24 protein-coding genes and 1 riboswitch are annotated in these 22,820 nt (G+C 63.0%); of the genes, 10 read left to right on the forward strand and 14 right to left on the reverse strand.

From position 1 onward, the window contains the following. Position 1: 1 nt before the first annotated feature. From AC1DS5_RS22005 to AC1DS5_RS22055, 11 genes are read right to left on the reverse strand one after another with little or no spacing between them, the layout of a single operon-like run. Positions 2–1,123 (reverse strand): cobalt-precorrin-5B (C(1))-methyltransferase, encoded by a 1,122-nt coding sequence (locus AC1DS5_RS22005; protein ID WP_477720381.1) that lies wholly within the window; start codon positions 1,121–1,123, stop codon positions 2–4. Continuing rightward, complete coding sequence (locus AC1DS5_RS22010) at positions 1,120–1,794, reverse strand: precorrin-8X methylmutase (RefSeq protein WP_477720382.1); 675 nt, start codon at positions 1,792–1,794, stop codon at positions 1,120–1,122. The genes AC1DS5_RS22005 and AC1DS5_RS22010 overlap by 4 nt, the downstream gene beginning before the upstream one ends. Next, complete coding sequence (locus AC1DS5_RS22015) at positions 1,791–2,693, reverse strand: sirohydrochlorin chelatase (RefSeq protein WP_477720383.1); 903 nt, start codon at positions 2,691–2,693, stop codon at positions 1,791–1,793. Before AC1DS5_RS22015 ends, AC1DS5_RS22010 begins: the two co-directional genes overlap by 4 nt. Beyond that, positions 2,690–3,544: a precorrin-4 C(11)-methyltransferase gene (gene cobM, locus AC1DS5_RS22020; RefSeq protein WP_477720384.1), complete on the reverse strand. Its 855-nt coding sequence runs from the start codon at positions 3,542–3,544 to the stop codon at positions 2,690–2,692. The genes AC1DS5_RS22015 and cobM overlap by 4 nt, the downstream gene beginning before the upstream one ends. Positions 3,545–3,578: 34 nt before the next feature. Then, entirely contained in the window at positions 3,579–4,346 is a 768-nt protein-coding gene (locus AC1DS5_RS22025) for an ABC transporter ATP-binding protein (protein ID WP_477720385.1), read from the reverse strand. A gap of 23 nt (positions 4,347–4,369) precedes the next feature. After that, a complete protein-coding gene (locus AC1DS5_RS22030) occupies positions 4,370–5,404 on the reverse strand; it encodes a FecCD family ABC transporter permease (protein WP_477720386.1) in 1,035 nt (344 codons plus the stop codon). Then, a complete protein-coding gene (locus tag AC1DS5_RS22035; protein WP_477720387.1) occupies positions 5,401–6,276 on the reverse strand; it encodes an ABC transporter substrate-binding protein in 876 nt (291 codons plus the stop codon). Before AC1DS5_RS22035 ends, AC1DS5_RS22030 begins: the two co-directional genes overlap by 4 nt. Continuing rightward, positions 6,273–6,884 carry a bifunctional adenosylcobinamide kinase/adenosylcobinamide-phosphate guanylyltransferase gene (gene cobU / locus AC1DS5_RS22040; RefSeq protein ID WP_477720388.1) on the reverse strand — a complete coding sequence of 204 codons (612 nt, stop codon included), beginning with the start codon at positions 6,882–6,884 and terminating at the stop codon, positions 6,273–6,275. Before cobU ends, AC1DS5_RS22035 begins: the two co-directional genes overlap by 4 nt. Next, complete coding sequence (locus tag AC1DS5_RS22045; protein ID WP_477720434.1) at positions 6,881–7,777, reverse strand: cobalamin-binding protein; 897 nt, start codon at positions 7,775–7,777, stop codon at positions 6,881–6,883. The genes cobU and AC1DS5_RS22045 overlap by 4 nt, the downstream gene beginning before the upstream one ends. A 23-nt stretch (positions 7,778–7,800) precedes the next feature. Beyond that, entirely contained in the window at positions 7,801–9,159 is a 1,359-nt protein-coding gene (locus AC1DS5_RS22050; protein ID WP_477720389.1) for a cobyrinate a,c-diamide synthase, read from the reverse strand. A gap of 58 nt (positions 9,160–9,217) precedes the next feature. Continuing rightward, entirely contained in the window at positions 9,218–11,167 is a 1,950-nt protein-coding gene (locus tag AC1DS5_RS22055; RefSeq protein WP_477720390.1) for a TonB-dependent receptor, read from the reverse strand. 81 nt (positions 11,168–11,248) lie between these two features. Beyond that, a riboswitch (cobalamin riboswitch) is annotated at positions 11,249–11,537 on the reverse strand. 36 nt (positions 11,538–11,573) lie between these two features. Here AC1DS5_RS22055 and AC1DS5_RS22060 point away from each other — a divergent pair. The 3 genes from AC1DS5_RS22060 (at position 11,574) to AC1DS5_RS22070 (ending at position 13,323) form a co-directional block, all read left to right on the forward strand. Further along, the gene (locus AC1DS5_RS22060; RefSeq protein WP_477720391.1) at positions 11,574–11,810 is read left to right on the forward strand and encodes a DUF904 domain-containing protein; all 237 of its coding nucleotides are present in this window, start codon (positions 11,574–11,576) and stop codon (positions 11,808–11,810) included. After that, on the forward strand, positions 11,810–12,154 hold the full coding sequence (locus AC1DS5_RS22065) for a cell division protein ZapA (protein ID WP_477720435.1): 345 nt from the start codon (positions 11,810–11,812) through the stop codon (positions 12,152–12,154). Before AC1DS5_RS22060 ends, AC1DS5_RS22065 begins: the two co-directional genes overlap by 1 nt. Positions 12,155–12,522: 368 nt before the next feature. After that, the gene (locus AC1DS5_RS22070) at positions 12,523–13,323 is read left to right on the forward strand and encodes a sulfite exporter TauE/SafE family protein (RefSeq protein WP_477720392.1); all 801 of its coding nucleotides are present in this window, start codon (positions 12,523–12,525) and stop codon (positions 13,321–13,323) included. Positions 13,324–13,342: 19 nt separating this feature from the next. Here the strand turns inward: AC1DS5_RS22070 and AC1DS5_RS22075 are convergent, their stop codons facing one another. Further along, positions 13,343–14,272 (reverse strand): LysR family transcriptional regulator, encoded by a 930-nt coding sequence (locus AC1DS5_RS22075; protein ID WP_477720393.1) that lies wholly within the window; start codon positions 14,270–14,272, stop codon positions 13,343–13,345. 155 nt (positions 14,273–14,427) lie between these two features. On the opposite strand from AC1DS5_RS22075, the gene AC1DS5_RS22080 reads away from it, so the two are divergent. The 3 genes from AC1DS5_RS22080 to AC1DS5_RS22090 all read left to right on the forward strand — a co-directional run bounded on the left by AC1DS5_RS22080 (position 14,428) and on the right by AC1DS5_RS22090 (position 16,632). Continuing rightward, a complete protein-coding gene (locus AC1DS5_RS22080; protein ID WP_477720394.1) occupies positions 14,428–14,751 on the forward strand; it encodes an HAD family hydrolase in 324 nt (107 codons plus the stop codon). An 85-nt stretch (positions 14,752–14,836) separates the two neighbouring features. After that, a complete protein-coding gene (locus tag AC1DS5_RS22085) occupies positions 14,837–15,604 on the forward strand; it encodes a fumarylacetoacetate hydrolase family protein (RefSeq protein ID WP_477720395.1) in 768 nt (255 codons plus the stop codon). 17 nt (positions 15,605–15,621) lie between these two features. Continuing rightward, a complete protein-coding gene (locus AC1DS5_RS22090) occupies positions 15,622–16,632 on the forward strand; it encodes a 2-dehydropantoate 2-reductase (protein ID WP_477720396.1) in 1,011 nt (336 codons plus the stop codon). Between the two features lie 154 nt (positions 16,633–16,786). On the opposite strand, the gene AC1DS5_RS22095 is transcribed toward AC1DS5_RS22090, so the two are convergent. Next, positions 16,787–17,683, reverse strand: a complete 897-nt coding sequence (locus tag AC1DS5_RS22095; protein ID WP_477720397.1) for a hypothetical protein — start codon at positions 17,681–17,683, stop codon at positions 16,787–16,789. Between the two features lie 316 nt (positions 17,684–17,999). Here AC1DS5_RS22095 and AC1DS5_RS22100 point away from each other — a divergent pair, with 316 nt between their 5' ends. The 4 genes from AC1DS5_RS22100 to AC1DS5_RS22115 all read left to right on the forward strand — a co-directional run bounded on the left by AC1DS5_RS22100 (position 18,000) and on the right by AC1DS5_RS22115 (position 22,101). Continuing rightward, complete coding sequence (locus AC1DS5_RS22100) at positions 18,000–19,025, forward strand: Bug family tripartite tricarboxylate transporter substrate binding protein (RefSeq protein ID WP_477720436.1); 1,026 nt, start codon at positions 18,000–18,002, stop codon at positions 19,023–19,025. A gap of 112 nt (positions 19,026–19,137) precedes the next feature. Beyond that, positions 19,138–19,659, forward strand: coding sequence for a tripartite tricarboxylate transporter TctB family protein (locus AC1DS5_RS22105; RefSeq protein ID WP_477720398.1), 522 nt, complete (start codon positions 19,138–19,140; stop codon positions 19,657–19,659). 60 nt (positions 19,660–19,719) lie between these two features. After that, the gene (locus AC1DS5_RS22110) at positions 19,720–21,249 is read left to right on the forward strand and encodes a tripartite tricarboxylate transporter permease (RefSeq protein ID WP_477720399.1); all 1,530 of its coding nucleotides are present in this window, start codon (positions 19,720–19,722) and stop codon (positions 21,247–21,249) included. 18 nt (positions 21,250–21,267) lie between these two features. Then, positions 21,268–22,101: a cytidylate kinase family protein gene (locus AC1DS5_RS22115; RefSeq protein WP_477720400.1), complete on the forward strand. Its 834-nt coding sequence runs from the start codon at positions 21,268–21,270 to the stop codon at positions 22,099–22,101. Positions 22,102–22,174: 73 nt separating this feature from the next. Here AC1DS5_RS22115 and AC1DS5_RS22120 read toward each other — a convergent pair whose 3' ends face one another. Further along, the gene (locus tag AC1DS5_RS22120) at positions 22,175–22,783 is read right to left on the reverse strand and encodes a Crp/Fnr family transcriptional regulator (RefSeq protein ID WP_477720401.1); all 609 of its coding nucleotides are present in this window, start codon (positions 22,781–22,783) and stop codon (positions 22,175–22,177) included. Positions 22,784–22,820: the final 37 nt, after the last annotated feature.

Below are 22,820 nucleotides of genomic sequence, written 5' to 3' on the forward strand. Positions count from 1 at the left end.
TTCAAGAGGCCTCCGCAATCTTGCGACCGTCAAAGTCGCAGACCAGCACTTTCAGTTCAAATTGATCGGGGTAGCGCGTGCGCAGGGTCTGTATGACCCGCTGCGCCAGCGCGGTGTGAAAGGCCTGCCCCAGGCCCAGCGCGTCCATGCGCTCGCCGGCGTAGCGGGCGGTTTCGTTGCCACGGATGGCATCGCACACATCGGGCGCTGCGCCCACGCTGGCAGCGAGTTCGGCCAGCAAACCTGTGTCCACCTCGGCCCGGCCCGCGTGGGTGATGGTTTCGCCTTGGGCAATCTTGGTGAGCTTGCCGACCATGCCGCCGATGACGACTTTCTTCAGGCCCGCCTTGACCGCCGCACCCATGGCGTAGCGCAGGAAGTCGCCCATCTGCACAAACGCGGGCTCGGGCAGTTCGGGCATTTCTTCCATGACAAACTTTTCGGTGCGCCCGCCGGTGGTGAGCACCACCACGCCGTGGCCCAGCGTGCCCGCTACCTGCACGCCCTGCACCACGCTGGCGCGGTAGGCAGCAGTGGAATACGGCTTCACGATGCCGGTGGTGCCCAGGATGGAGATACCGCCCAGAATGCCCAGCCGCGCGTTCAAGGTCTTCTTGGTCATCTCCTCGCCCTGCGGCACGGAAATGGTCACTTCCAGCCCCACTTCATCCAGCAGGCCCTGCCCCACGGCACGCACATTGGCCTCGATGTTGCGGCGCGGCACCGGGTTGATGGCCGGGCCACCCACCGCCAGACCCAGGCCCGGCATGGTGACCGTGCCCACGCCAAAACCACCGGCCAGCAACACCTGGCCCGGCAGATCATGACGCAGCCGCACATCGGCGGTGAGATGCGCTTTGTCGGTGCAATCCGGGTCATCGCCCGCGTCCTTGATGACCATGGCGTGGGCTGATGCGCCCCCACCCACGCCTCCACCCACGCCCTCAACGCGGCCATCCTGCACGGCGAAGGTCACCAGGTCGCCATTGGGCAGCAGGCACTCCACCGCATCGGGCACCTGACCGGTGACCAGGCCAATCACCGCCGCACGCGCCGCTGCAGCAGAACACGCACCGGTGGTGAAACCGGTGCGGGTGCCGCGGGGCGCGTCTTTTTTCATCATGCGGCGAGTTCCCTGGCCTCGGCCAGACCCAGGAGCGCATGGATGGCTGCCACCACCAGGGTAGAGCCGCCCTTGCGCCCACGGATCACGACCCAGGGCACCTCGGTTTCCAGGGCCATCAAGTCCTTGGATTCGGCGGCTGAAACAAAACCCACCGGCATGCCCACCACCAGCGCCGGGCGGGCGCCCTCTTCGTGAATCAGCCGCACGATCTCGATCAGCGCGGTGGGCGCATTGCCGATGCCGACGATGGCGCCGTCGATCAGGCCCAGCCGGTGTGCCTTGCGCATGGCCTGTACCGCACGGGTGGTGCCCTCGTCTTTGGCGGTCTCGATCACATCGGCATCGCTGATGAATTGGTGCGTGCGCATGCCGAAGTGCCCCAGGCGTGGCGCCGACAGACCGACGCAAATCATCTCGACATCGGCCACCACGCGGGTGGCGCGCGACACGATGGCGGCCAAACCCGCGTTAACCGCCGCGGGATGGAAATCGGTCAGGCCGTTGAAATCAAAATCCGCATTGGCGTGAATCATGCGACGCACAATGGGCCACTGGTCGAGGCTGTAGGCGTGCGGCCCCACTTCGCGGTCGATCACGGCAAACGAGTCGTGCTCGATGGCCCGGCCGGCCGCAGTGAGCTGCTCGGTGACAGTGTTGACGCTGCTCATGCCCGGACTGCGCTGGGAGCGTGCTGGTGATGTTCGTGATGCTCGTGATCGTGGGGATGATCGTGACCATGGTCATGGTGAGCGTCGTCATGGCGATGCCCTTGCCACTGCGCCGCTTCCGCGCTGACGGGCACCGCCGCCAGGCTCCCATTAAGCAGGCCCTGCACCCGCTCGGCCAGCAGCTCGGCCACCTCGGGCTCGAAACCAAAGTACGAACCCAGCGCGAAGCGCACACCAGGGTACTGCAGCCGCAAATGCGCCACCTGGCGCCCGATGCGCTGGATCAGCGTACCCGTGAACAGGTAGTACGGCAACACCACAATCTGGCGCAGACCGATGAGCGCCTGGCGCTGCACCACGCGTTCCAGCCGCGGGGTCGTGATACCCGTGAAAGCGAGGTCGACCAGTTCATGGCGACTCTCCTCCTGCAGCCAGCGCGCCATCTTGGCCATCTCGCCATTGGCCAGGCGGTCCGACGAGCCGCGCCCCAGCAACACGACACCGGTGCCACCGGGGTCGGGCATGTCCAGCGCCTGCATGCAATCGCGCAGCTGGCGCTGCAACACCGTCAGCAGCGGATCGCACACACCCAGGTGCGGTGCGTAGTCAAAGCGCACACCGGGAAAGCGCTGGCGGGCCTGCGCGATATGCGCCGGGATCTCCATCTTCACGTGGCCGGCCGCATTGAGGATCAGCGGCACCACGATCACCCGTTGCGCCTGTTGTGCAGCGCGCGCCAGTCCCTGGTCCACGCCGGTGTCGGCGAATTCGATGAAACACAGCTCGGTATGCCATTGCGGATGGGCCAGGCGCCAGCGCGCGGTAAAGGCCTCGATCTCGTCGTTACCGGCGGGCTCGCGCGAGCCGTGGCCCACCAGCAAAATGGTTGTCATGGTCATGGGGTCTCCTGGATGAGGTTTGAGACTGGGACGCTGGCGCGCCGGAAGCGATGCGTGAAACTGGCGTCATACAGCTTTGACTTGGCCAGGGTCGTCCACTGGCGCGCGCCCAGCGTCGGGCTGGCAATGATCATGGCCTGGCTGACAATTTTGGCCTCGCGGCACAGGCTCTGGATGGTGCTCACGGTGCCGCGAACGATCTTCTCCTCGCCGGGCCAGCTGGCCTTGTGCACCACCACGATGGGGGCATCCGGCGACCAGCCCGCCGCGGTCAACGCCGCGGTAACGCGGCCCATCAAGGTAATACTCAAGAAAATGCACAGCGTGCTGTGGTGCGCGGCCAGCACCTCCAGCGACTCGCCCTCGGGCATGGGCGTGCGGCCTTCCACTCGGGTAAAGATCACCGTTTGTGTCACCTCAGGCAGCGTCAGGCTTTCCACCGCAGCCGCAGCGGAGGCCATGGCGGACGACACACCGGGAACGACCTCGATGGCGATTCCAGCAGCGTCCAGCGGTTGCACCAACTCAATCAGCGCCCCATACAAACCGGGATCGCCGGTTTGCAGGCGCACCACGGTTTCGCAGCGCCCAGCCTGCTCAATCAGCCAGGCCGACATCTGCTCCAGCGTCATGTCCTTGCTGTCAACAATCACGCAACCCACTGGGGCCCAGCGCGTGGCAGCCTCGCTGACCAGCGAACCGGCAAACAGGATGGCGCCCGCACGCTCAATCAGCGCGCGGCCCTTGACGGTGATGAGTTCCGGGTCGCCCGGCCCTGCACCGACAAACCAGACCTTGCCCGACGCAGCAGTGTCGCGATCAGCCTCCGGATGCGAAGTGAGAGTTTTCATGATGTGTTGGGGTTTGAAGTTTGCTGGTGACGCGCTAGATTTTTGGCAAAGTCACCCACTGGCCCGAGAGCTGGTGCACGGTGATGCGATGATCAAACACCTCCTCCAGCGCGCGGTGCGTGGCGGCATCGGTGCAGGCCCCCTGGTGCGTCACCCGGCCTTTGTCCATGACGACCAATTCATCGGCCTGCAACGCGATTGAAATTTCGTGCAGCACGCTGACCACCGTTTTGCCGCCCGCCACCAGCTCGCGCACCATAAGCAGCCAGTCGGTCTGGTGCGGCGGGTCCAGGTTGGCAAGGGGCTCGTCCATCAGCAGCACCTGCGCCTCTACCGCCAGCGCACGCGCCAGCAGCACGCGCTGGCGCTCGCCGCCCGAGAGCTGGCCTAAGGGGCGGCCGCGCCAGTCCCAGGCCTGCGTGGTGCGCAGGGCCCGCTCCACCGCCGCGCGATCGGCCGCGCTGGGCGGCGCCAGCCAGGCCTGGTGCGGCAGACGGCCCAGCATGGCGACGTCGTAGGCGGTCAGATCTTCCGCCGAGCTTTCGTTCTGGCCCAGCCAGGACAGCTGCCGGGCACGCTCGCGCGCGCGCAGCGCGGCCAGCGGACGGCCCAGCAGGGCCACGTCGCCGGCGTGAGGCAGCAGGCCTGCCAGCACCTTGAGCAAGGTGGACTTGCCCGCACCGTTGGGCCCCACGATGCTGCTCCAGCGTGCCAGCGGCAGCGCCAGCGTTATGCCGTGCAACACTTCGACATTTCCGAGGCGAGCCCTGACGGCATGGGCGCCAACCGCTATGGGATTCATGGCGACCGGATCCATGGAAGCCATCACAATCCTGCCCCTCTTCCGGTATGCCGGTGCATCAGCCACAGCAGGTAGCCGCCGCCCAACACCGCCGTGAGCACGCCCACGGGCAACTCCTGCGGCGCAATCAGCCAGCGCGCCAGAATGTCGGCGGCCATCAGCAGCACCGCGCCCATCAGGCTGGACAGCACAATGAGCCGGCCGTGCGTCGTCTTGACGACCGAGCGCACCAGGTGCGGCGCGGCCAGGCCGACAAAGGCGATCAGCCCGGTTTGCGCCACTGCCGCACCGGTGGCCAGCGCCAGCACCGCCACCAGCGCGGCCCGCATCTGCGGCAGCTGCAAGCCCAGGCTTTGCGCGGTGGCCTCACCCAGCGCCAGGCCATCCAGCACATGGCTCATCATCCAGGCAGCAATCACGCTGACGGCCAGCACCAGGGCCATCACGGCACAGGCGGTCCAGTCCACAAACGCCGTGCTACCCAACATGAAAGACTGCATGGCCTGCATGATGTTTGGGCTCAGCAGCAAAATGAGCGAGCTGACGGCGCCCAGCACCACCCCCACGACCACACCGGCCAGCAGCAGCCGCAGCGTGTGTTGCACGCCCTTGGCCAGCACCAGGGTCAGCAACACGGCAAGCACGGCGCCGACAAAGGCAGCGCCCGTCAAGCCAATCCGCACGAGCCAATGCGCGGCCAGAGGCGATACGCCCAGCAGCACCATCGCACACGCCTCACCCAGCAAAGCACCCGAGGCGCTGCCCAGCAAATACGGGTCGGCCAGCGGATTGCGAAACAGGCCCTGCGCCACGGCGCCTGCCAGGCCGAACAGCGCCCCCGCCAGCCACGCACCAGCCGTGCGCGGCAGGCGAATCTCCCAGACGATTTGCATGGCCTGCGGGTCGCGTTGCATGCTCATCACGCTCTCAAAGCCGATGCTGCCCACGCTGGCGCCCAGCAGCAACAGCGCCGCGGTGGCCACCAGCAGTGCGCCGGCCAGCCAGAAGGCCTTGCGGTGCTGGTCATGCACGGCGAACGAACGGTCCGGTGCCCTCACCGCTGCTTGCCTTCAAGGCACTTGGCCATGATGCGCGCCGCCTCGGCCATGCGCGGGCCGGGACGCACCACCACGTCGGACTCGTCCACGTCGAACACGCAAATACGCCGCTCCCTGACCGCCTTGATGCTGCCCCAGCCGGGGTAAGGCTCCATGGCCTGCATGCTGCGGTTGCCGATCATGATCACGTCCGGATTGGCGCGCACCACAAATTCGGGGTTCAGCTTGGGGAAGGGGCCGAGCGACGCCGGCACCACATTCTTCACGCCCAGCCGGGTGAGCGTTTCGCCAATGAAGGAGGACTCGCCGGCGGCATAGGGCCCCCGGCTGACCTCAAAGTAAACCCGACTCTCCCTGGCTTTGGGCGAGAGCGATTGCGCGGCGGCCGAGACACTGCTGTCGATGACGCGCCACAGGCGGTCGGCGCCAACGTCGTCGGGAACCTCCAGCAGCGCGCCGAGCTTGCGAAGCACGCGCCGCACATCGGCATGGGTTTTTGGCTCCAGCGCCACGACTTTTATGCCCAGCGCCTCCAGCCGGCCGGTGGCCCGGGAAGACGTGGCCACCAGGACCACATCGGGCTTGAGCGCCACGATGCCCTCGATGTTGGGATCGATTCCGCCGCCCAGCACGGGCAGGCGCTTCACGCTGGCCGGGTAATTGGAATAACGATCCACCCCTATAAGGCGATGGCACTGCTCGAGCGCGCAGACGCTTTCGGTCAGCGAAGGCAGCATGCTGACGATGTGCTGCGGCGACTGCGCAAACGTGAGGGTCACGCCGCGGTCATCGGTCAATTGCAAGGGCAAGGCGCGGGCCGGCGCTGCCAGCACCAGGCACAGCAAAACCAGCCAACCGGCGATGCGCTTCACGGCGAGCCTTTCAGCGTGAGCGGCAACCCGGCCGCCATCAGGGTCACGCGTTCGCAGGCGCCGGCCACGTCCTGGTTGAGCCAACCCAGCGCATCGACAAAGGCGCGCGTCTCACGGCCCATCGGAATCACGCCCAGCCCGATTTCATTGCTGACCAGCACCACCGGACCGGCAGCCCCATGGATTGCGCTCGAAATCATGGCGATATCCGCGGATAAATCACGGGCTGGAGCTTCTGTTGGCCGTGAACTTTCACCTGGCCTTTCACCTGGCCTTTCCGCAGGCATCAAGCGATTGGTCAGCCACAGGGTCAGGCAGTCGACCACGACCAGGGTGTTGCTGCGGCTGCGCTGCGCGATGGCCTGCGCCAGGTGCAGCGGCTCCTCCACAGTGGCCATGCCGGGCAGCCGCTCGGCCCGGTCCTGCCGGTGGCGTGCAACGCGTTCGCGCATTTCATCATCCCAAGCCTGGGCCGTGGCGATGAACACGGCGCCATGGTCCGGTGAATCAGCCAGCCAGGCTTGCGCGAGCCTTTCTGCGCGACGCGACTTGCCGCTTCTCTGGCCACCCAGAATCAGTTCACTGCGGACCACCGGCATGTTCGTCATGGCGTGCTTTCGGGGGGCAAGGACGACCCGCCGGTGCCGGCCGTAGCGCCCACGGTTTGGCTCCAGGCCATGATGATCCGGTGCAATTGCTCCACGCCATCTGTCAGGGCGGCCGGACCTGGCTGCAGAATTTCGGCCGACTTGATCTCGAACAGCTGCCTGTTTCTGACGGCATTGACGTTTTCCCAGCCGGGGCGCGCCACCACATGCTCGGGGCGAAACTTGCGGCCGCACCAGGAGCCGAAAATAATGTCGGGGTTGCGCCGCACGATCTCGCTGCCGTCGGCAATGATGCGGTCCTTGCCCATGGCCTTGGCGGCGAGCTCGGGAAAGCAGTCGTCACCCCCGGCAATGCCGATCACTTCCGACACCCAGGCAATCCCGCTGATATGCGGGTCGTACCACTCTTCAAAATACACGCGCGGGCGGCGCTTGAGCGTGGCCGCGACCTGCTCAATCTCCAGCAGGCGGCGCTGCATGCCCTGCATTAACTCCAGGCCCCGCGCTTCCTGGCCCACCATGGCCGCCAGCTGGTACAGCATGGAAAAAATCTCGGCCACGCTGCGCTGGTTGAAGATCGTGACCTGAATGCCCTTTTTGACCAGTTGCGAGGCAATGTCGGCCTGCAGATCGGAAAACCCGATCACGCAGTCGGGCTGCAATTCCACAATCTTGTCTATCTTCGCGCTCAGGAAAGCGCTGACCTTGGGTTTTTCTTCGCGCGCACGCGGCGGCCGCACGGTGTAGCCGGAAATGCCGACAATGCGGCGCTCTTCACCGAGCAGGTACAACCACTCGGTGGGCTCTTCCGTCAGGCAGACGATGCGCTGCGGGCCATACAGTTGACGGACGGCCGAGGTGTCCTGCTGGCCAGCCAGCGCACGCCAGTCCATTTGCCAGCCCATTTTCTTGTCAGTCATGGCGATCTTTCAGGAACAGGCGCGCCAAACAACTGCGCGGTCGCAACCGGGCAGGAGGCGAACCAGGCGTGAAAATAACTGGCCCTCACCGAGGAGGTCGGCCCGGCCACAAACAGCGCCTCGCCCTCACCACGCAGCGTGCGCCCGGGGGCCGCCCGGGTTCGCGCGACGGCTTGCAGCGGCGTGACGCAGGTGGAGTAATGAAAAGCATGGCCGCGCAAGGTACCGCCCACCACATCGAGCTGCTGGGGGCCCAGGGCGGCGAGACGTTTTTGCATGCTGACGCTGCCGGGCAGCACGCCCCACATGGGGTAGCTGGCGCCATCGACTGTCACGAGCTGCTCAAACAGCGCCATCATGCCGCCGCATTCGGCCCAGACCGGCCTGTCGGCCTGCACATGGGCGGTAATACTGCTTTTCATGGCACGGTTGGCCGCAAGGGTTTCGCCGTGCAGTTCAGGGTAGCCGCCGGGCAGCCAGAGGGCGTCGCATTCAGGTAAAGCCGTGTCTACCAGGGGCGAGAAAAACACCAACTGAGCCCCCAGCGCACGCAAACAGTCGAGGTTGGCAGCGTAGAGAAAACAGAAGGCCGCATCACGCGCCACCGCGATGGTCCGCCCCTGCAGTGCACCGGCGGGGAAAGCTTCGCCCGGCGCTTCAGGCGCTTCGAAGGTCACGGACCAAGCCAGCAACTCTGTCGTTCCCATCTGCCCCAGCGGCGTACCCGCCAGCGCGTCGGCGGCCGCGTCCAGCCGCGGCAGGGCGTCACCTAACTCATCCGACATGACCAGGCCCAGATGCCGCTCGGGCAGCGTAAAAGCCTCGCTGCGCATTAGCGCGCCTTGCCACTGCGCCGCATCGCGCAGGCCGCCTTCCAGCATCGCGGCATGACCCGGCGAGGCCACGCGGTTGGCCAGCACGCCGGCGAACCGCAGGCCTTCGCGGTAATGCTGCAGGCCCCACGCCAGCGCGCCAAAGGTGCCGGCCATGGCACTGGCGTCAATCACCGCCAGCACCGGCAGGCCGAAGCGCTGCGCCAGGTCCGCGGCGCTGGGCTCACCGTCAAACAAGCCCATGACCCCTTCCACAATGATGAGGTCAGCCTCCTGCGCGGCGGCATGCAGGCGTTGGGCGCAGTCGGCCTCGCCGGTCATCCACAAATCGAGTTGGTGCACCGGCGCGCCGCTGGCCAGGGTCAGCCAATAGGGATCCAGAAAGTCGGGCCCGCACTTGAAGACACGCACCCGCCGGCCCTGGCGCGCGTGCAACCGCGCCAGGGCGCAGGCCACCGTTGTCTTGCCCTGGCCGGAGGCCGGGGCGGCGACGAGGATGGCGGGGCAACAAGCGTTGGACAATGGGATCCCTTTCCTTTTTAGGCGTTCACATCGTTCAGGCGGGCCTGAGTCGTCATCCCTAGAAGTTCACGCGCACCGCAGCCGTGAAGACCCTACCGGCTTCCGGATAAATTGACGAGGTGACCCCGGCGGTACAGGAAAAAGCCTGCGAGTAATACTTGCGATCGGTCAGATTGCTGACCCCCAGCGAGAACTCTGCATTTTTAAACTTGTAGGCATAGCGGGCATCCGCCGTGGCGTATGCCGGTATGGTGCAGGCGTTCGAAAAATCAGGGTGCTGTTTCGCCACCCAGTTGACACCGCCGCTGAGTCGGTGCGCTGCGGCCACTTGCCAGTCTGCCTGAATTGCCAGCGTTTGGCGCGGCGTCAGGGGAACGTCTTTTCCGGCGTAGGAACCGCTCCTGAAGCTGGCCTTGCGCAGCGCCGCATTAACCCGCATGTCAATGGTTTTTGTCAATGCGTGCGAGACCTCCAGCTCCAGTCCCTGGCGCCGCGTGGGGTCAAAATTGACGTTGGCCCCGAAGCCCGAAAAGGCGATTGGATTGGGAAAGAGCGGATCGAAACCAATCTCGTTGGTCAAATCACTGCGGTATGCACGAACTTCCGCCTTGCCTTCACCGTAATTCCAGCGCGTCCCCAGCTCCAGGTCTTTTGAGGTTTGCGGCTTGATGGGAATCAGGGGTGTCGTAAAGGAGAATTCGTCCGCATTCGCCAGCCTGAAGCTGCGCCCAACGCGCCCATACATCGTCACGTCCTGGCTCAAAGGCTGGCTGAGTCCAAGATCCCAAGCATGCAGGCGATCTTCCAGCCTGGTCGTCGGGGGGGTCAGGTCTTTCTTGATCTGTTCCGTGCGCAAGCCGACGCTCAGGCGTGTGCCCGTCGAAAGCAGGGTGACGTCATCCTTGACGTAGTAGGCGCGCGACTTCGCATTGCTCTCGGTGCCGAAAGCCCCTGCGATCACGCGTTTCCAATCGCTGTTATCCGTGCCGAAGATCAACACGTTGGACAGACTGGACCCTTTAGCCTCATGCCGTGCGCGCAAGCCCATGGTCGACGCATCCACGTCGTACTCGAAAACACTGGTGGGCCTGCGGCTGATGAATTTCTTGGTACGCCAGCCGAGATCAGCCCCGAGCTGCCAGTCGCCTACCAGGGCCTCGGCGAAAACACCCTGGCGCTCATTGTCAACGGATCCGTTGTCAAAGGGTCTGCTCGCCTGCTTCGGATTCGACGCGTATTGCGCGGCAGTCAGTCCGCCGGGAAGCCCGCTTTCCAGGGAGTCACGGCCATACCGGGCACCCAATCGAAGCCAGTCATTGCTCCACTGGCCCGTGAGTGAAGCACCATCAATGACAGAGTGAAAATTATCCCGATGATTGTCCGTTTCGCGGCGATTGGCCGCTACGTCAAGAGAAAAATCTCCGGCTGCTACCGTAGCGCTGGCACCTGCGTCACGCAGGCCATAACTACCCACCGCGCCATAAAGCTGCGCGGTATTGCCCCGTTTAACCCCTTTGCCAGCCTTGGTCGTGATCACGATGACACCGCCTGTAGCGCCCTCACCATACAGCACAGCCCCGTTGCCCCGCAAGACCTCGATGCGTTCCACGGAATCCACCGGGATGCCGGCCAGGCTGGGGCTGGAAAGATCGGCCTCATTGAGGCGCAAGCCGTCCACCACCACGACCTGATTGCTGCTAGCCGTCGCTCCAAAGCCTCGCAAATCCAGCGTAGAGTTGCCGCCCCCAAAAAAGTCGAGCCGTGCAGGCACGCCCAGCAGTTTGCTGATGGCCTCATTCACCGTGGTGGCCCCCGACTTTTGAATCTCATCTGCCGTGATCACGCTGACGCCAAAGGTCAGTCCGCTGCCAGACTCAGCAAAGCGCGTCGCCGTCACCACGGTCTCTTTCAATTGCGGCGTATCCGGGTTTTGCGAAAAGGAAGGAAATGCGGCGGCCATAGCCAGCGGAAGTACAGCAAGGCGTGCACCGGAAACACAGGTTTTCATGGGTCAAACAATCAACAAAATGCCCTCACCGGCTTCCCCGCCAGTGCATGAGCGTTACGAACGCTCGTCAAGTTACGGACGCGCGCGTTCACCTTGTTGGCCGGTATCCGGGCTGGCGGAACTGCTTTCATCGCCTTCCCAAGCGCGTGTTCAAGACGCTCAGTGGCTAGTGATGAAAGCTGAATGCGTCCTCCACTGTGAAGTGGGAGTGGCATTCGTCCGTTTACCGTTGCGGGGGCAGCGCAGGTTAAAAGTCGCAGCGCCTGCAGCCTAGGGTTGACCCTGACCGGATGGCTTTGACTTCCTCCTGCTTCCCGTTGAACTGCGGCATGTGAACCACACCGCGAGCACCAACAAACAGGATTCTACGCCGCCTCATGCGGCAAACCATACAATCAACATTGCCATGTCGAATCAAACCCAAATCGACCAGATCACCGAACGCGTCGAACGGCTGCTGGTGCGCTACGAGGAATTGCAGCGGACCAATGCACTGCTCAGCGAACAGGTCAGCGTCCTGACGCATGAGCGGGATTCACTCCGATCGCGGCTCGCCGCGGCGCGTGCACGCGTCGACGCCCTGCTGGAACGCCTGCCCGAAAACGGCGATCATGCGGCCCAAACGCCCGTGGGAACCGAATGATGAAACAGCTTGAAGTGCAAATCATGGGCCAGAGCTATCTGCTGAGCTGCCCCGAAAATGGCGATGCCCGCATGCTCGACGCGGTCAACCGGGTCGACCTTGCCATGTGCAAAATCCGCGACGCCGGCAAGCTCAAGGCGCGTGACCGGATTGCGGTTTTGGCGGCCCTGAATCTGGCGTTCGAATTGTCTGACCGCCCGGCCCAGGCGCCGGCTCCAGCCGTGAAATCCACAACGACCGGCAGCAGCACCCCCAGCAGCGCGGAGCACGCAAGCCAGCCGCAACTGACCGCCCTGCTGCAGCGCCTTGACAATGCCCTCGGCATTGACGGCCGCCTGCTCTGAAGCGGTTTCCCGCACGCCGCCCATGGCAGGCGGCATCCACCATCTTCCGGGCACGATCTGCGGCGAGGGCCTACAATCGAGCCTGTCTGCGATGCGCACCGGGCTTTATATTTCCTTGAACCAATGCTCATAGAGCTCGGGCTTGGTAAATTGTTTGGCAGGCGTGATCGTCTCGCGTCAGGCGAACCCGAAACCAAACTGCCCTCGCCCACCTGAACCCTGCGTTCAGGATGACGGTCCGGTGGCACTCGCAGACACCTTTATCCCTTTACCGGACGGTGTACCGCCGGCCCGCGCCGCATCCTTCGCCCGCTTTTTTCGGGCGCTCTGTTTCACCTGTCAACGGGGTCTTCAGGCTCTGGCAAAACATGACCCTCGAACCCCTGCTCATCCTTGAAATGGCCCTGCTGGGTGTCTGCACCGGTTTTCTGGCGGGCCTGCTGGGAATCGGTGGCGGCATGCTGATGGTGCCTTTCATCACCCTGATCCTGACTTCCCAAGGCTATCCGCCGGAGTACACGGTGAAGATGGCCGTGGCCACGTCGCTGGCCACGATCTGCTTCACCTCGCTGTCGTCGGTACGCGCGCACCACCAGCGCGGTGCGGTGCTGTGGCCCATCGTTCGCCTGCTGGCGCCCGGCATCCTGCTGGGTTCAGTGGTCGGCGCCCAGGTGGCGGTGGCGCTGCCAGGCAAGATCCTCGGGGTGCTGTTCGCGATCTTCGTGGCCTTCTCTGCCACCCAGATGTTCCTGAACCGCAAGCCCAAGCCCACCCGCACCTTGCCCGGCCACCTGGGAACCTTCAGCATGGGCGGGCTGATCGGCATGCTGTCTTCACTGGTGGGCGCCGGCGGCGCCTTCGTCTCCGTGCCTTTCATGACCTGGTGCAACGTGAAGATCCACGACGCCGTGGGTACGTCGGCGGCGCTGGGGTTCCCGATCGCGCTGGCGGGCACGCTGGGCTACATGTGGGCGGGCCAGGACCTGCCGCAGATGCCAGCCGGCTCGGTGGGCTACATCTATTTGCCGGGCCTGCTGGTGATTTCGCTGGCCAGCATCAGCACGGCGCCGCTGGGCGCGCGCACAGCCCACCGCATGGACATACAACCGCTGAAAAAGGTCTTCGCAGCAGTGTTGTACGTTCTGGCAGGCTACTTCCTGCTGCGCTGACGCAGGAGCCCAGGCAGCGTCAGCGCTTCACGCTGAAGCCGACCGTCTGCTCGATCCAGGCCGCGCCGTCGGTCAGCAAAAATCCCTTGAAAGCCTGCGCCACGGGCGGCAGGCGCTTGTGCTTGCGGTGCACCACGTACCAATTGAGCATCAGCGGGAAGCCCTGCACGTCAAGCACCGCGAGACTGCCCGCCTGCAACTCCCGGCTGACCGTGTGAGCTGACAGAAAGCTCACGCCCATGCCCGCGATCAGCGCCTGCTTGATGGTCTCCGTGCTCTTGATCTCCATGGCGATGTTGAGATCGGCGAGGTGCCCCCTGAAACCCTCCTCCATGGAGTTCCAGGTGTCGGAGCCTTTTTCGCGCACCACGAATGGCTCGCGGGCCAGGCGCGACACCGGGATGCGCTTCTTCCGAGCCAGCGGATGGTCAGGCGGCGCCACGATGACGTAGGGGTGCGGCGCAAAAGGCTCGCTCACGGTGTCCATGTCCAGCGGAGGGCGCACCATGATGGCCAGGTCGGTGACATTGTTGGCCAGCTGGTCCAGCAACTCTTCGCGGTTGCAGACGCCAAAGTTCAGCGTCACACCCGAGTGGCGCCGCGCAAATTCCACCAGCAGCCGCGGGAAGAAATAATCGCCGGCGCTGATGACGGCCACGTTCAGCTTGCCGCCCGAGACGCCCTTGAATTGCGTCATCGCCTCCTCGAGCTCCTTGAACTGCTGGATGATGAGCCGGCTGGAATGCAGCATCTCCACCCCCGCAGGCGTGAGGTGAATTTTCTTGCCCAGTTGCTCGAACAGCGGAAGGCCTGCGTGGTCCTCCAGCTTCTTCACCTGGATGGACACCGCCGGCTGGGTGAGGTGCAGCTCTTCGGCGGCCCGCGAAAAACTCAGGTGGCGGGCCACGGCCTCGAACACCTTGAGCTGGCGCAACGTGGCGTTCTTCATGCGGGTTTCCTTTTAATCCATAACTTAAACGTAATCAACATTATTAAATACTTTAACTATCGCTAATCGTTATTTTTTCCTACATTTGCTTCAAGCCCGGTGCAAGACGCACCGGCAGTGCCTCAAAAGCACCCAACCATAGAAGGAGACTTGCCATGTTCAATGCCCTGGATCACGCCGCCGACCACGCCGTCGAAGCCCACCGCCATGCCTACAACGCCGCTTTCGGGGAACTGGGCCTGAACTGGCACTGGGACGCCACCACCTACGCCCGCCTCCAGGCCCAAGGCCGTGACGCCGTGCGCACCTACCTGGAAACCGAGCAGTCGCACCTGCTGCGCGCCTACGAGGCGGACTTCCTGGTTGCCGCCATCGAAACCGCCAAGGTTCGTTGCTACGCCAGCATGGCGAATATCCCGGCACGCCCCGCCCCCTGCGTCAGCTGGGCCCGTGATTCGCGCACACGGCTGACAGCCTGAACCGCTCATTGGCCACGCCAGGGCGCGCAGACCGGGGTGCCGTTACCCGGTCTGCGCCGATTTTTTTAAAACTTGAGAGGTTGGTATGTCAAAACAATGGGTGCGTTTTCGAGACGGCAACACGATTCGCTTTGGAACCCTGGAGGGCGAGCGCGTGAGAATGTGGGACGGCGACATGTTCGCCGGCGCCACACACACGGACCGGATGTTCCCGCTGGCCGACGTGACGCTGCTGATGCCGGTACAGCCCGGCAAAGTCATTGCGCTGTGGAACAACTTCCGCGCACTGGGGGAAAAGCTCAACCTGCCCGTGCCTGCCGAGCCGCTGTACCTGCTCAAAGCCCCAAATTCCTACCTGAACCCCAACGAAACCATCCGCAAGCCCGCCTGCGACGGCAAGGTGGTTTTCGAAGGGGAACTCGGCATCGTGATTGGCAAGACCTGCAAGGCTGTTGCCGAGGGCCATGCGCTGGACCATGTGTTTGGCTACACCTGCGCCAACGATGTGACGGTGGCCGACATCCTGAACCGCGATGCGTCCTTTGCCCAATGGGTGCGCGCCAAGGGCTTCGACACCTTTTGCCCTCTCGGACCGGTGGTGGCAACAGGTCTTGACCCGACAAAGCTGGTGGTGAAAACTATCCTCAACGGAGACATCCGCCAGGACTACCCCATCAGCGACATGCGATTTTCAGTGCAGCAACTGGTGAGCCTGATCTCGAAGGACATGACGCTGTACCCTGGCGATGTCATCCTGTGCGGCACCTCGATCGGGGTGGGGTCCATGAAGCCAGGAAGCACTGTTGAGATCGAGATTGCCGGTATCGGCAGACTCAGAAACCAGTTCGAATAACTTTTTTGGAGCACGGTGTGAAAATTGCAATCATTGGCGCAGGAGCGATCGGCGGCTACGTGGGGGTGAAGCTGGCGCTGGCCGGCGAAGACGTTACCTTCATCGTGCGGGGCGCCAACCTGGAAGCCATCCGGAAAAACGGCATGAAACTCATCATGCATGACGGCGTGGAGCATGTTGCTTTCGGCGTCAAGGCCACCAATGACTACGCCGAGGCCGGCCCGCAGGACCTGGTGATCCTGGCGATGAAGGCACACCAGCTTGAAGCGGTTGCCGGCGACCTGCCCAAGCTCTTCGGCCCCGACACGGCGGTGGTGACCATGCAAAACGGCATCCCCTACTGGTACTTCCACCAGCACGGCGGCGCCCTCGAGGGCAGCCAGGTGCACAGCGTGGACCCTACCGGCATGATCGCGGAGATGATTCCGGCTCGACGCGTCATCGGCTGCGTTGTCTATCCGGCCTCGGAGCTGGTGGCACCGGGCGTGGTCAAGCACATTGAAGGCGACCGCTTCCCTTTGGGCGAGCTGGACGGCTCGTCAAGCGAGCGTGTCGCGCGTATTTCAGAGTGCTTCGGCAAGGCCGGGTTCAAGGCGCCCGTACTGGACAATATCCGCTGCGAAATCTGGCTCAAGCTGTGGGGTAACCTGACGTTCAACCCGATCAGCGCCCTGGCCCACTCCACGCTGGTAGACATTTGCCAGTTCCCGCTGTCGCGTGAACTGGCCGCCAGCATGATGCGCGAGGCGCAGGACGTGGCCCACAAGCTCGGGATTGAATTCCGCGTGACGCTGGACAAGCGCATCGCCGGCGCAGAAAAGGTGGGCAAGCACAAGACCTCCATGCTGCAGGATATCGAAGCCGGCCGTGCGCCTGAAATCGACGCACTCGTGGGATCGGTTGTGGAACTGGGCCGTCTCACGCAAACGCCGACCCCCCACATCGATACCGTGTACGCGCTGGTCAAGCTGCTCGCCAAGACCATGGAAGAAGAACGCGGCCAGGTGCGGCTTCAGTCCGCTGTTTGAAAGCGGCGCAGAAGGCTCAGGCCTGCGGCCAGGTCGAGCCGGGTCATGCCGCGACGAGGCTTGGTGATGCGGACCGCACCGGCCTGCGTCTGCAGACCTGGAGCCGCCACCACCTCCCCCCAGTCACTCGCAGGCCGTCACAGGGAAGTCCTGTTCAGGGGGTTGTGCCCAGCGACTGCTTCATTGCCTGGACGGACTTCTCGGAGGGGGTGGAAAACTCGTATTTGCTGCCCAAATCCAGCGCCCGCAGCAGCGAGGGATTGCTCGTCTTGAGGGACGTGAACTGGTTCGCGATCTTTTTCAGGGCGTCGGCCGCGACATCGGGATGAACATACATGCCGTAACCCCAGCTGGGATTGGCCGCAGGCACGACCACCAGCCGCGCCATGTGAATCCGCTCGTCGGTGCCGTAGTGGTTTTTCATGCTGGAAGCCTGGGCCGTCTGAAGCCGGGTGATCAGGCCCACCCACCGGTCCGCCTGCCAGTGAAAGGCTGCCTTGGTGGGCAGATAGCTCTGCCCCAAACCTTGCTGGGGCGTCACTTCGATCACCGTGCCGCAAAGACTTTCGGCCTTCACCAGCGTGGTGGTGACGCCGCTTTTCATGCCAAAGCAGCTGGTGGCCTTGAGTTTGGCGAGCACCTTCGCCTGTTCGTCGGCCGGCAGACTTTTCAATTCAACGGGTTTGCCATCCTTGACAGAACCGATGTCCGCAAGAATAAGCACCGCCGACTGGATGGGTTCCATGTTGATCGCCACGGGGCGATAACCCGAGGCCAGGCCCACCACGGGATTGCCGTAGACCCAGCACGGAGGCGCTGGCCGCTTGACCGCCGTCAGGACTTCCTGGGTTTCCTTGATGTTGAGAACCGGCGTGACCGACAGGCCGGTCGGCCGCACAAACTCGATCAGTTCCTTGAGCGCACTTTCAGTTTGCGAGGATCCCTCGCCGCGAATGACCTGCGGATTGAGGTACAGGCCCCCCTCACACGACTGTGCATGGACTTGCGCCCCGCAGAGCAACGTGCCAACCAACAGCAACAGCTTGTTCATGGCTTTTCCACCTTTTTTAAACTGCGTGGACCCCCCGGGTTGCTGCAGAGTGCCAGCTCCCTACCCGTCCTCATGGTAATGCGGATGTGACAGATTTCTTCTAGGAGAATACGCTACCGTCGTCCTTGTGGGAGTGGCTACAAACCCCTCCGGAGAAACCCTAGAACGGTTCGAAATTTGGACAAACTTGATCGTCGTCAAGAGCTTTTCCACCTACTTAGGAAGACCATACGACCGTGATACGTTCAAACCATGGGATCAGCGAAGAATTCCAGGCGAAAACAAAGCAGAGTTACCAAACACAGGAGACAACGTGATGAATACCAGACTTGCAAACATCAGGAATGGCTTGGCGATGGCCACCACAGGGGCAATTGCAGCGGCAATGCTGACAGTCGCAGCCCCGGCCCAGGCGGCCTGGGAGCCCACCAAGCCGGTGGAGTTCGTGGTGCCGGCGGGTACCGGCGGCGGCGCCGACCAGATGGCCCGCCTGATCCAGGGGATTGTCATCAAGCACAAGCTGATGAAAGAGCCGCTGATCGTCGTCAACAAATCCGGTGGCGCCGGCTCTGAAGGCTTTCTCGAGGTCAAGAATGCCAAGGGCGACCCCCACAAGATCATCATCACGTTGTCCAATCTGTTCACCACCCCGCTGGCAACCGGCGTGCCTTTCAACTGGCGCGACATGACCCCAGTGTCAATGATGGCTCTCGACCAGTTCGTTTTGTGGGTCAACGCTGAAGCGCCCTACAAAAACGCCAAGGACTACCTGGCAGCCGTGAAGGCCGCCGGTCCCAGCAAAATGAAGATGGGCGGCACCGGCTCCAAGCAGGAAGACCAGATCCTGACCGTCGGCATCGAGCGCGCCACCGGTACCAAGTTCATTTACATTCCATTCAAGGGCGGCGGCGAAGTGGCTGTGCAACTGGTGGGCAAGCATGTCGACTCTTCCGTGAACAACCCGATTGAAGCCGTGGCGCAATGGCGCGCCGGCCAGTTGCGTGCCCTCTGCGTCTTCGATGATCAGCGCATGCCCTACAAGACCAAGGTGACCGATACCATGTCGTGGGCCGACATCCCCACCTGCAAGGAGGCAGGCGTGCCTGCCGACTACACGATGCTGCGTGGCATCTTTATGCCGTCCGGCGTGTCCAAGGACCAGCTTGAGTTCTACAACAACCTGCTCAAGAAAGTCCGCGAGACCCCGGAGTGGAAGGACTACATGGAAAAAGGTGCTTTCAACCAGACAGCCATGTCCGGCGAAGAGTTCACCAAATGGCTCGGCACCGCCGAGAACACACATCGGGAGCTGATGAAAGAAGCCGGCTTCATCGCGAAATAAGGAACGCCCCTCACGGAGGGGCCTCCACCACGGGCCGGGCAGTTCCTGCGCCGGCCTGTCATTCAATCAATGTTGCCCTCTCCAGGGTTATTCAATTCAGCGGGAGTTCCTGATGGAGCCAAACGAGCAATCCGGCACGGAGCGTCGCACGGGCGTCGCCACCAATATCATTGAAGCCATCGTGGCATTCGGCATCATCGTCATGGGCGCCGTGGTCATACAGGGCAGCCGCGCGCTGGGGTCGGGCTGGACCAGCGACGGCCCGGGCTCGGGCTATTTCCCCTTCTACATCGGCATCATCCTCTGCGTATCCGGCGCTGGCACCCTGTACCAGGCCCTGTTTGGGAAAAACCGCAATACCGAGGTTTTTGTCGACGGCGAACAACTCAAGCGCGTCTTGTCCGTGCTGTTACCGGCTTTGGTCTACGTCCTGGTGGTTCAGGTCGTCGGCCTTTATGTGGCTTCGGCCTTTTACATCGCCCTGTTCATGATCATCCTGGGCAAGTTTTCCCCCATCAAGAGCGTGATCACAGCGCTCATGGTGGTCGTGCTGTTTTTCTGCATGTTCGAAGTCTGGTTCAAGGTGCCCCTGTTCAAGGGCTACTTTGACCCCCTGAGTTTCCTCGGCTACTGAACCACACCCCACCCGCCTCTAGCTCACCGAATACTGAACCTTTACTGACCGGACAATGAAATGGACGAACTAAACGCGCTTTTTCACGGATTCAGCGTCATCTTGACGCCGATGAACATCGTACTGATGTTCGTCGGCATCATTCTTGGCGTACTGATCGGAGTGCTGCCCGGCCTGGGCGGCGCCAACGGCGTGGCCATCCTGCTGCCGCTGACCTTTACCATGTCGCCGACCTCGGCCATCATCATGCTGTCGTGCATCTACTGGGGCGCGCTGTTCGGCGGGGCGATCACCTCGATCCTGTTCAACATACCGGGTGAACCCTGGTCGGTAGCCACCACCTTCGACGGCTACCCCATGGCCCAGAATGGGCAGGCCGGCGCGGCGCTGACGACAGCTTTCACTTCGTCGTTCATCGGCGCTTTCGTGGCCGTATTGATGATTACCTTCCTGGCGCCGCTGGTTGCCAAATTCGCACTCAAGTTCGGCCCGCCCGAATTTTTTGCCGTCTACCTGCTGACTTTCTGCAGCTTCGTGGGCATGGGCAAAGGCTCCCCGTTCAAGATTCTGGCCTCCATGGCCATCGGTTTTGCACTGGCGGCCGTGGGCATGGACACGGTTACCGGCCAGCTGCGCCTGACCTTCGGTATTCCTGACCTGATGCGCGGCTTCGACTTCCTGATCGCCGTGATCGGCCTGTTCGGCATCGGCGAAATCCTGTTGTCCATGGAAGAAGGCCTGGCCTTCTCCGGCAAAAGCGCCAAGATCGACCCCAAGGTGGTGCTGGAGACGTGGAAGAAGCTGCCCAAATACTGGATGACCTCGCTGCGCAGTTCCCTGATCGGCATCTGGATGGGCATCACCCCCGGCGGCGCAACGCCTGCATCGTTCATGAGTTATGGCCTGGCCAAGAAAATGTCCAAGAACGGGGCCAAGTTCGGCACCGGCGAAATCGAGGGCGTCATCGCCCCTGAAACTGCCGCACATGCTGCGGGCACGAGCGCCCTGCTGCCCATGCTGGCCCTGGGTATCCCAGGCTCGCCGACCGCTGCCGTGCTGCTGGGCGGTTTGCTGATCTGGGGCCTGCAGCCCGGGCCGCTGCTGTTCGTGGAGCAAAAAGACTTTGTCTGGGGCCTGATCGCCAGCATGTACCTGGGCAACCTGGTCGGACTGATCGTCGTGCTGACCACGGTGCCGCTGTTCGCCTCCATCCTGCGCATTCCGTTTTCCATCATTGCCCCGGTGATCGTGGTGATCTGCGCCATAGGTGCCTACACAGTCCACAACGCCATGCTGGACATCTGGTTCATGATGCTGTTCGGCGTGATCGGCTACCTCTTCAAGAAGCTGGACTATCCGCTGGCACCGCTGGTCCTGGCACTGGTACTGGGCGACAAGGCCGAAGACTCCTTCCGCCAGGCCATGCTGGTTTCCCAGGGCGAGGTGTCCATCATGTGGTCCAACCCGCTGGTTGGCGGCATCAGCACGCTGGCCATGATCCTGCTGTTCTGGCCGCTGATCTCCCGCATTCTGGCCAAAATTCGCCCTCCCAAACATGCGGAGTTCGCGGCAGAGCAACCTGTTGATTAAACCCCGAGGAGAAACACCATGCCGGTAATCGCCATGACCCAGGAGATGGGTTCCCTCGCCAAGGACGTCTCCCTGCAGCTGGCCCAGACAGCCAATCTGGCCGTGATGCGCCATGAGGTGCAGGAACATGTGGCCGATAGGATGCACGTGCCCGGCAGCCTGATCAGCCGGTTGCGGGAAGGCAAGGCCGGCCTGGTCGAGCGCCTGACCACGGACAAGGAACGGGTTGCCGTGTACACCGCACAGGAAGTTTTCGACCTGGCCGACAAAGGCAATATCGTGCTGCGTGGCTGGGGCGCGACCTGCCTGCTGCGCCCTGTGCAGCATGTGGTGCGGGTTCGGGTAACCCGCTCGTTCAAAAAACGCGTGGAGTGGCTGATGGACCACCTGGGCACGGACGACAAGGCATTTGCCGAGGCGGAGGTACAGCGCAGCGACGGCGCCCACGCCTCACGCATGCATGAACAGTTCGGCGTGACCTGGGGTGACCCGCTGCTCTACGATCTGGTACTCAACACCGATCGCGTGTCCGTGGAAAGCTGCGTGGCCCAGATCCAGCAGCTGGCCAGCAGGCCGGAATTCCAGGAAACCCCGGAGTCGAGGGCGATGCTGGCAAACCTGGCACTGAACGCGCGCGTCCGGGCGGCGCTGAAAGACCATGAATCGACCCGCGATATCAACATCAGCATCGAATCAGATGCAGGCCAGGTGGTCCTCAGCGGGATCGTTCTGAACGCGCAGGAAAGCGCGGAAGCCGCCAGGGTGGCCAGTACGGTGGCCGGCACTGCGCGCGTCGACAACCAGTTGCGCCTGATGGCCACGACCCGGCGATTCACATCGGCCAAATACTAGACACTGGAAAATAGGCGCTCTGGCGCCTGCAGTCGAAGTCGCGGCCCGCCCCGCGGGGCCCTCCTGGAGGCGCTTATATCTTGCCGCGCTGCTTCAGCCGGCTAAGGGTTTCCGCCGACAGATTCAGGTAGGACGCCAGCTCCTTCTTCGGGATGCGGTCAAACAGCTCGGGATGTTTGCGCCGGAAGCGCTGGACACGCCCCGGTGCATCCAGCAGGTGCAGCGTGATGGTGTGAGCCATGATCTCGCTCATCAGGCGCATGACGTAATACTCGAAGGACTGTTTGATCTCGTGGTGGCGCTCCAGGAATGCCACCCATTCCGGCAGCGGCAGCTTGGCCACCCGCACTTTGGTCACGCAAACGGTGCTGTAAGGCGTCGGCGTACCCAGCCGCCAGGCTGCATAGCTGGTTTCCATGTCACGCTCATCGGCAAAGCGAAGAATCATCTCCTTGGCCTCCTGATTGGTCACGACCCGCTTCAGGATGCCCTCCAGGATGAAATACTGCTCCATTTCGTGCGCGCCCTGATTCAGGAGCGTCTCCCCCTTCTGGCAGTCAACAATGACCAGGTGTGATTCAAGTTCTGCGCTTTGTTCTGCGGTCATTCCCTTCAGAACGATGTTCTGCGCCAGCTGGACGCGAATGACGTTTCTCTCGGGATGGTTTTGTATGGATGACATGAATACGTTAGGGTAGGAGGGATGCAGGATTCAGTCT

The sequence above is a fragment of the Polaromonas sp. P4_H1 genome (assembly GCF_056400945.1).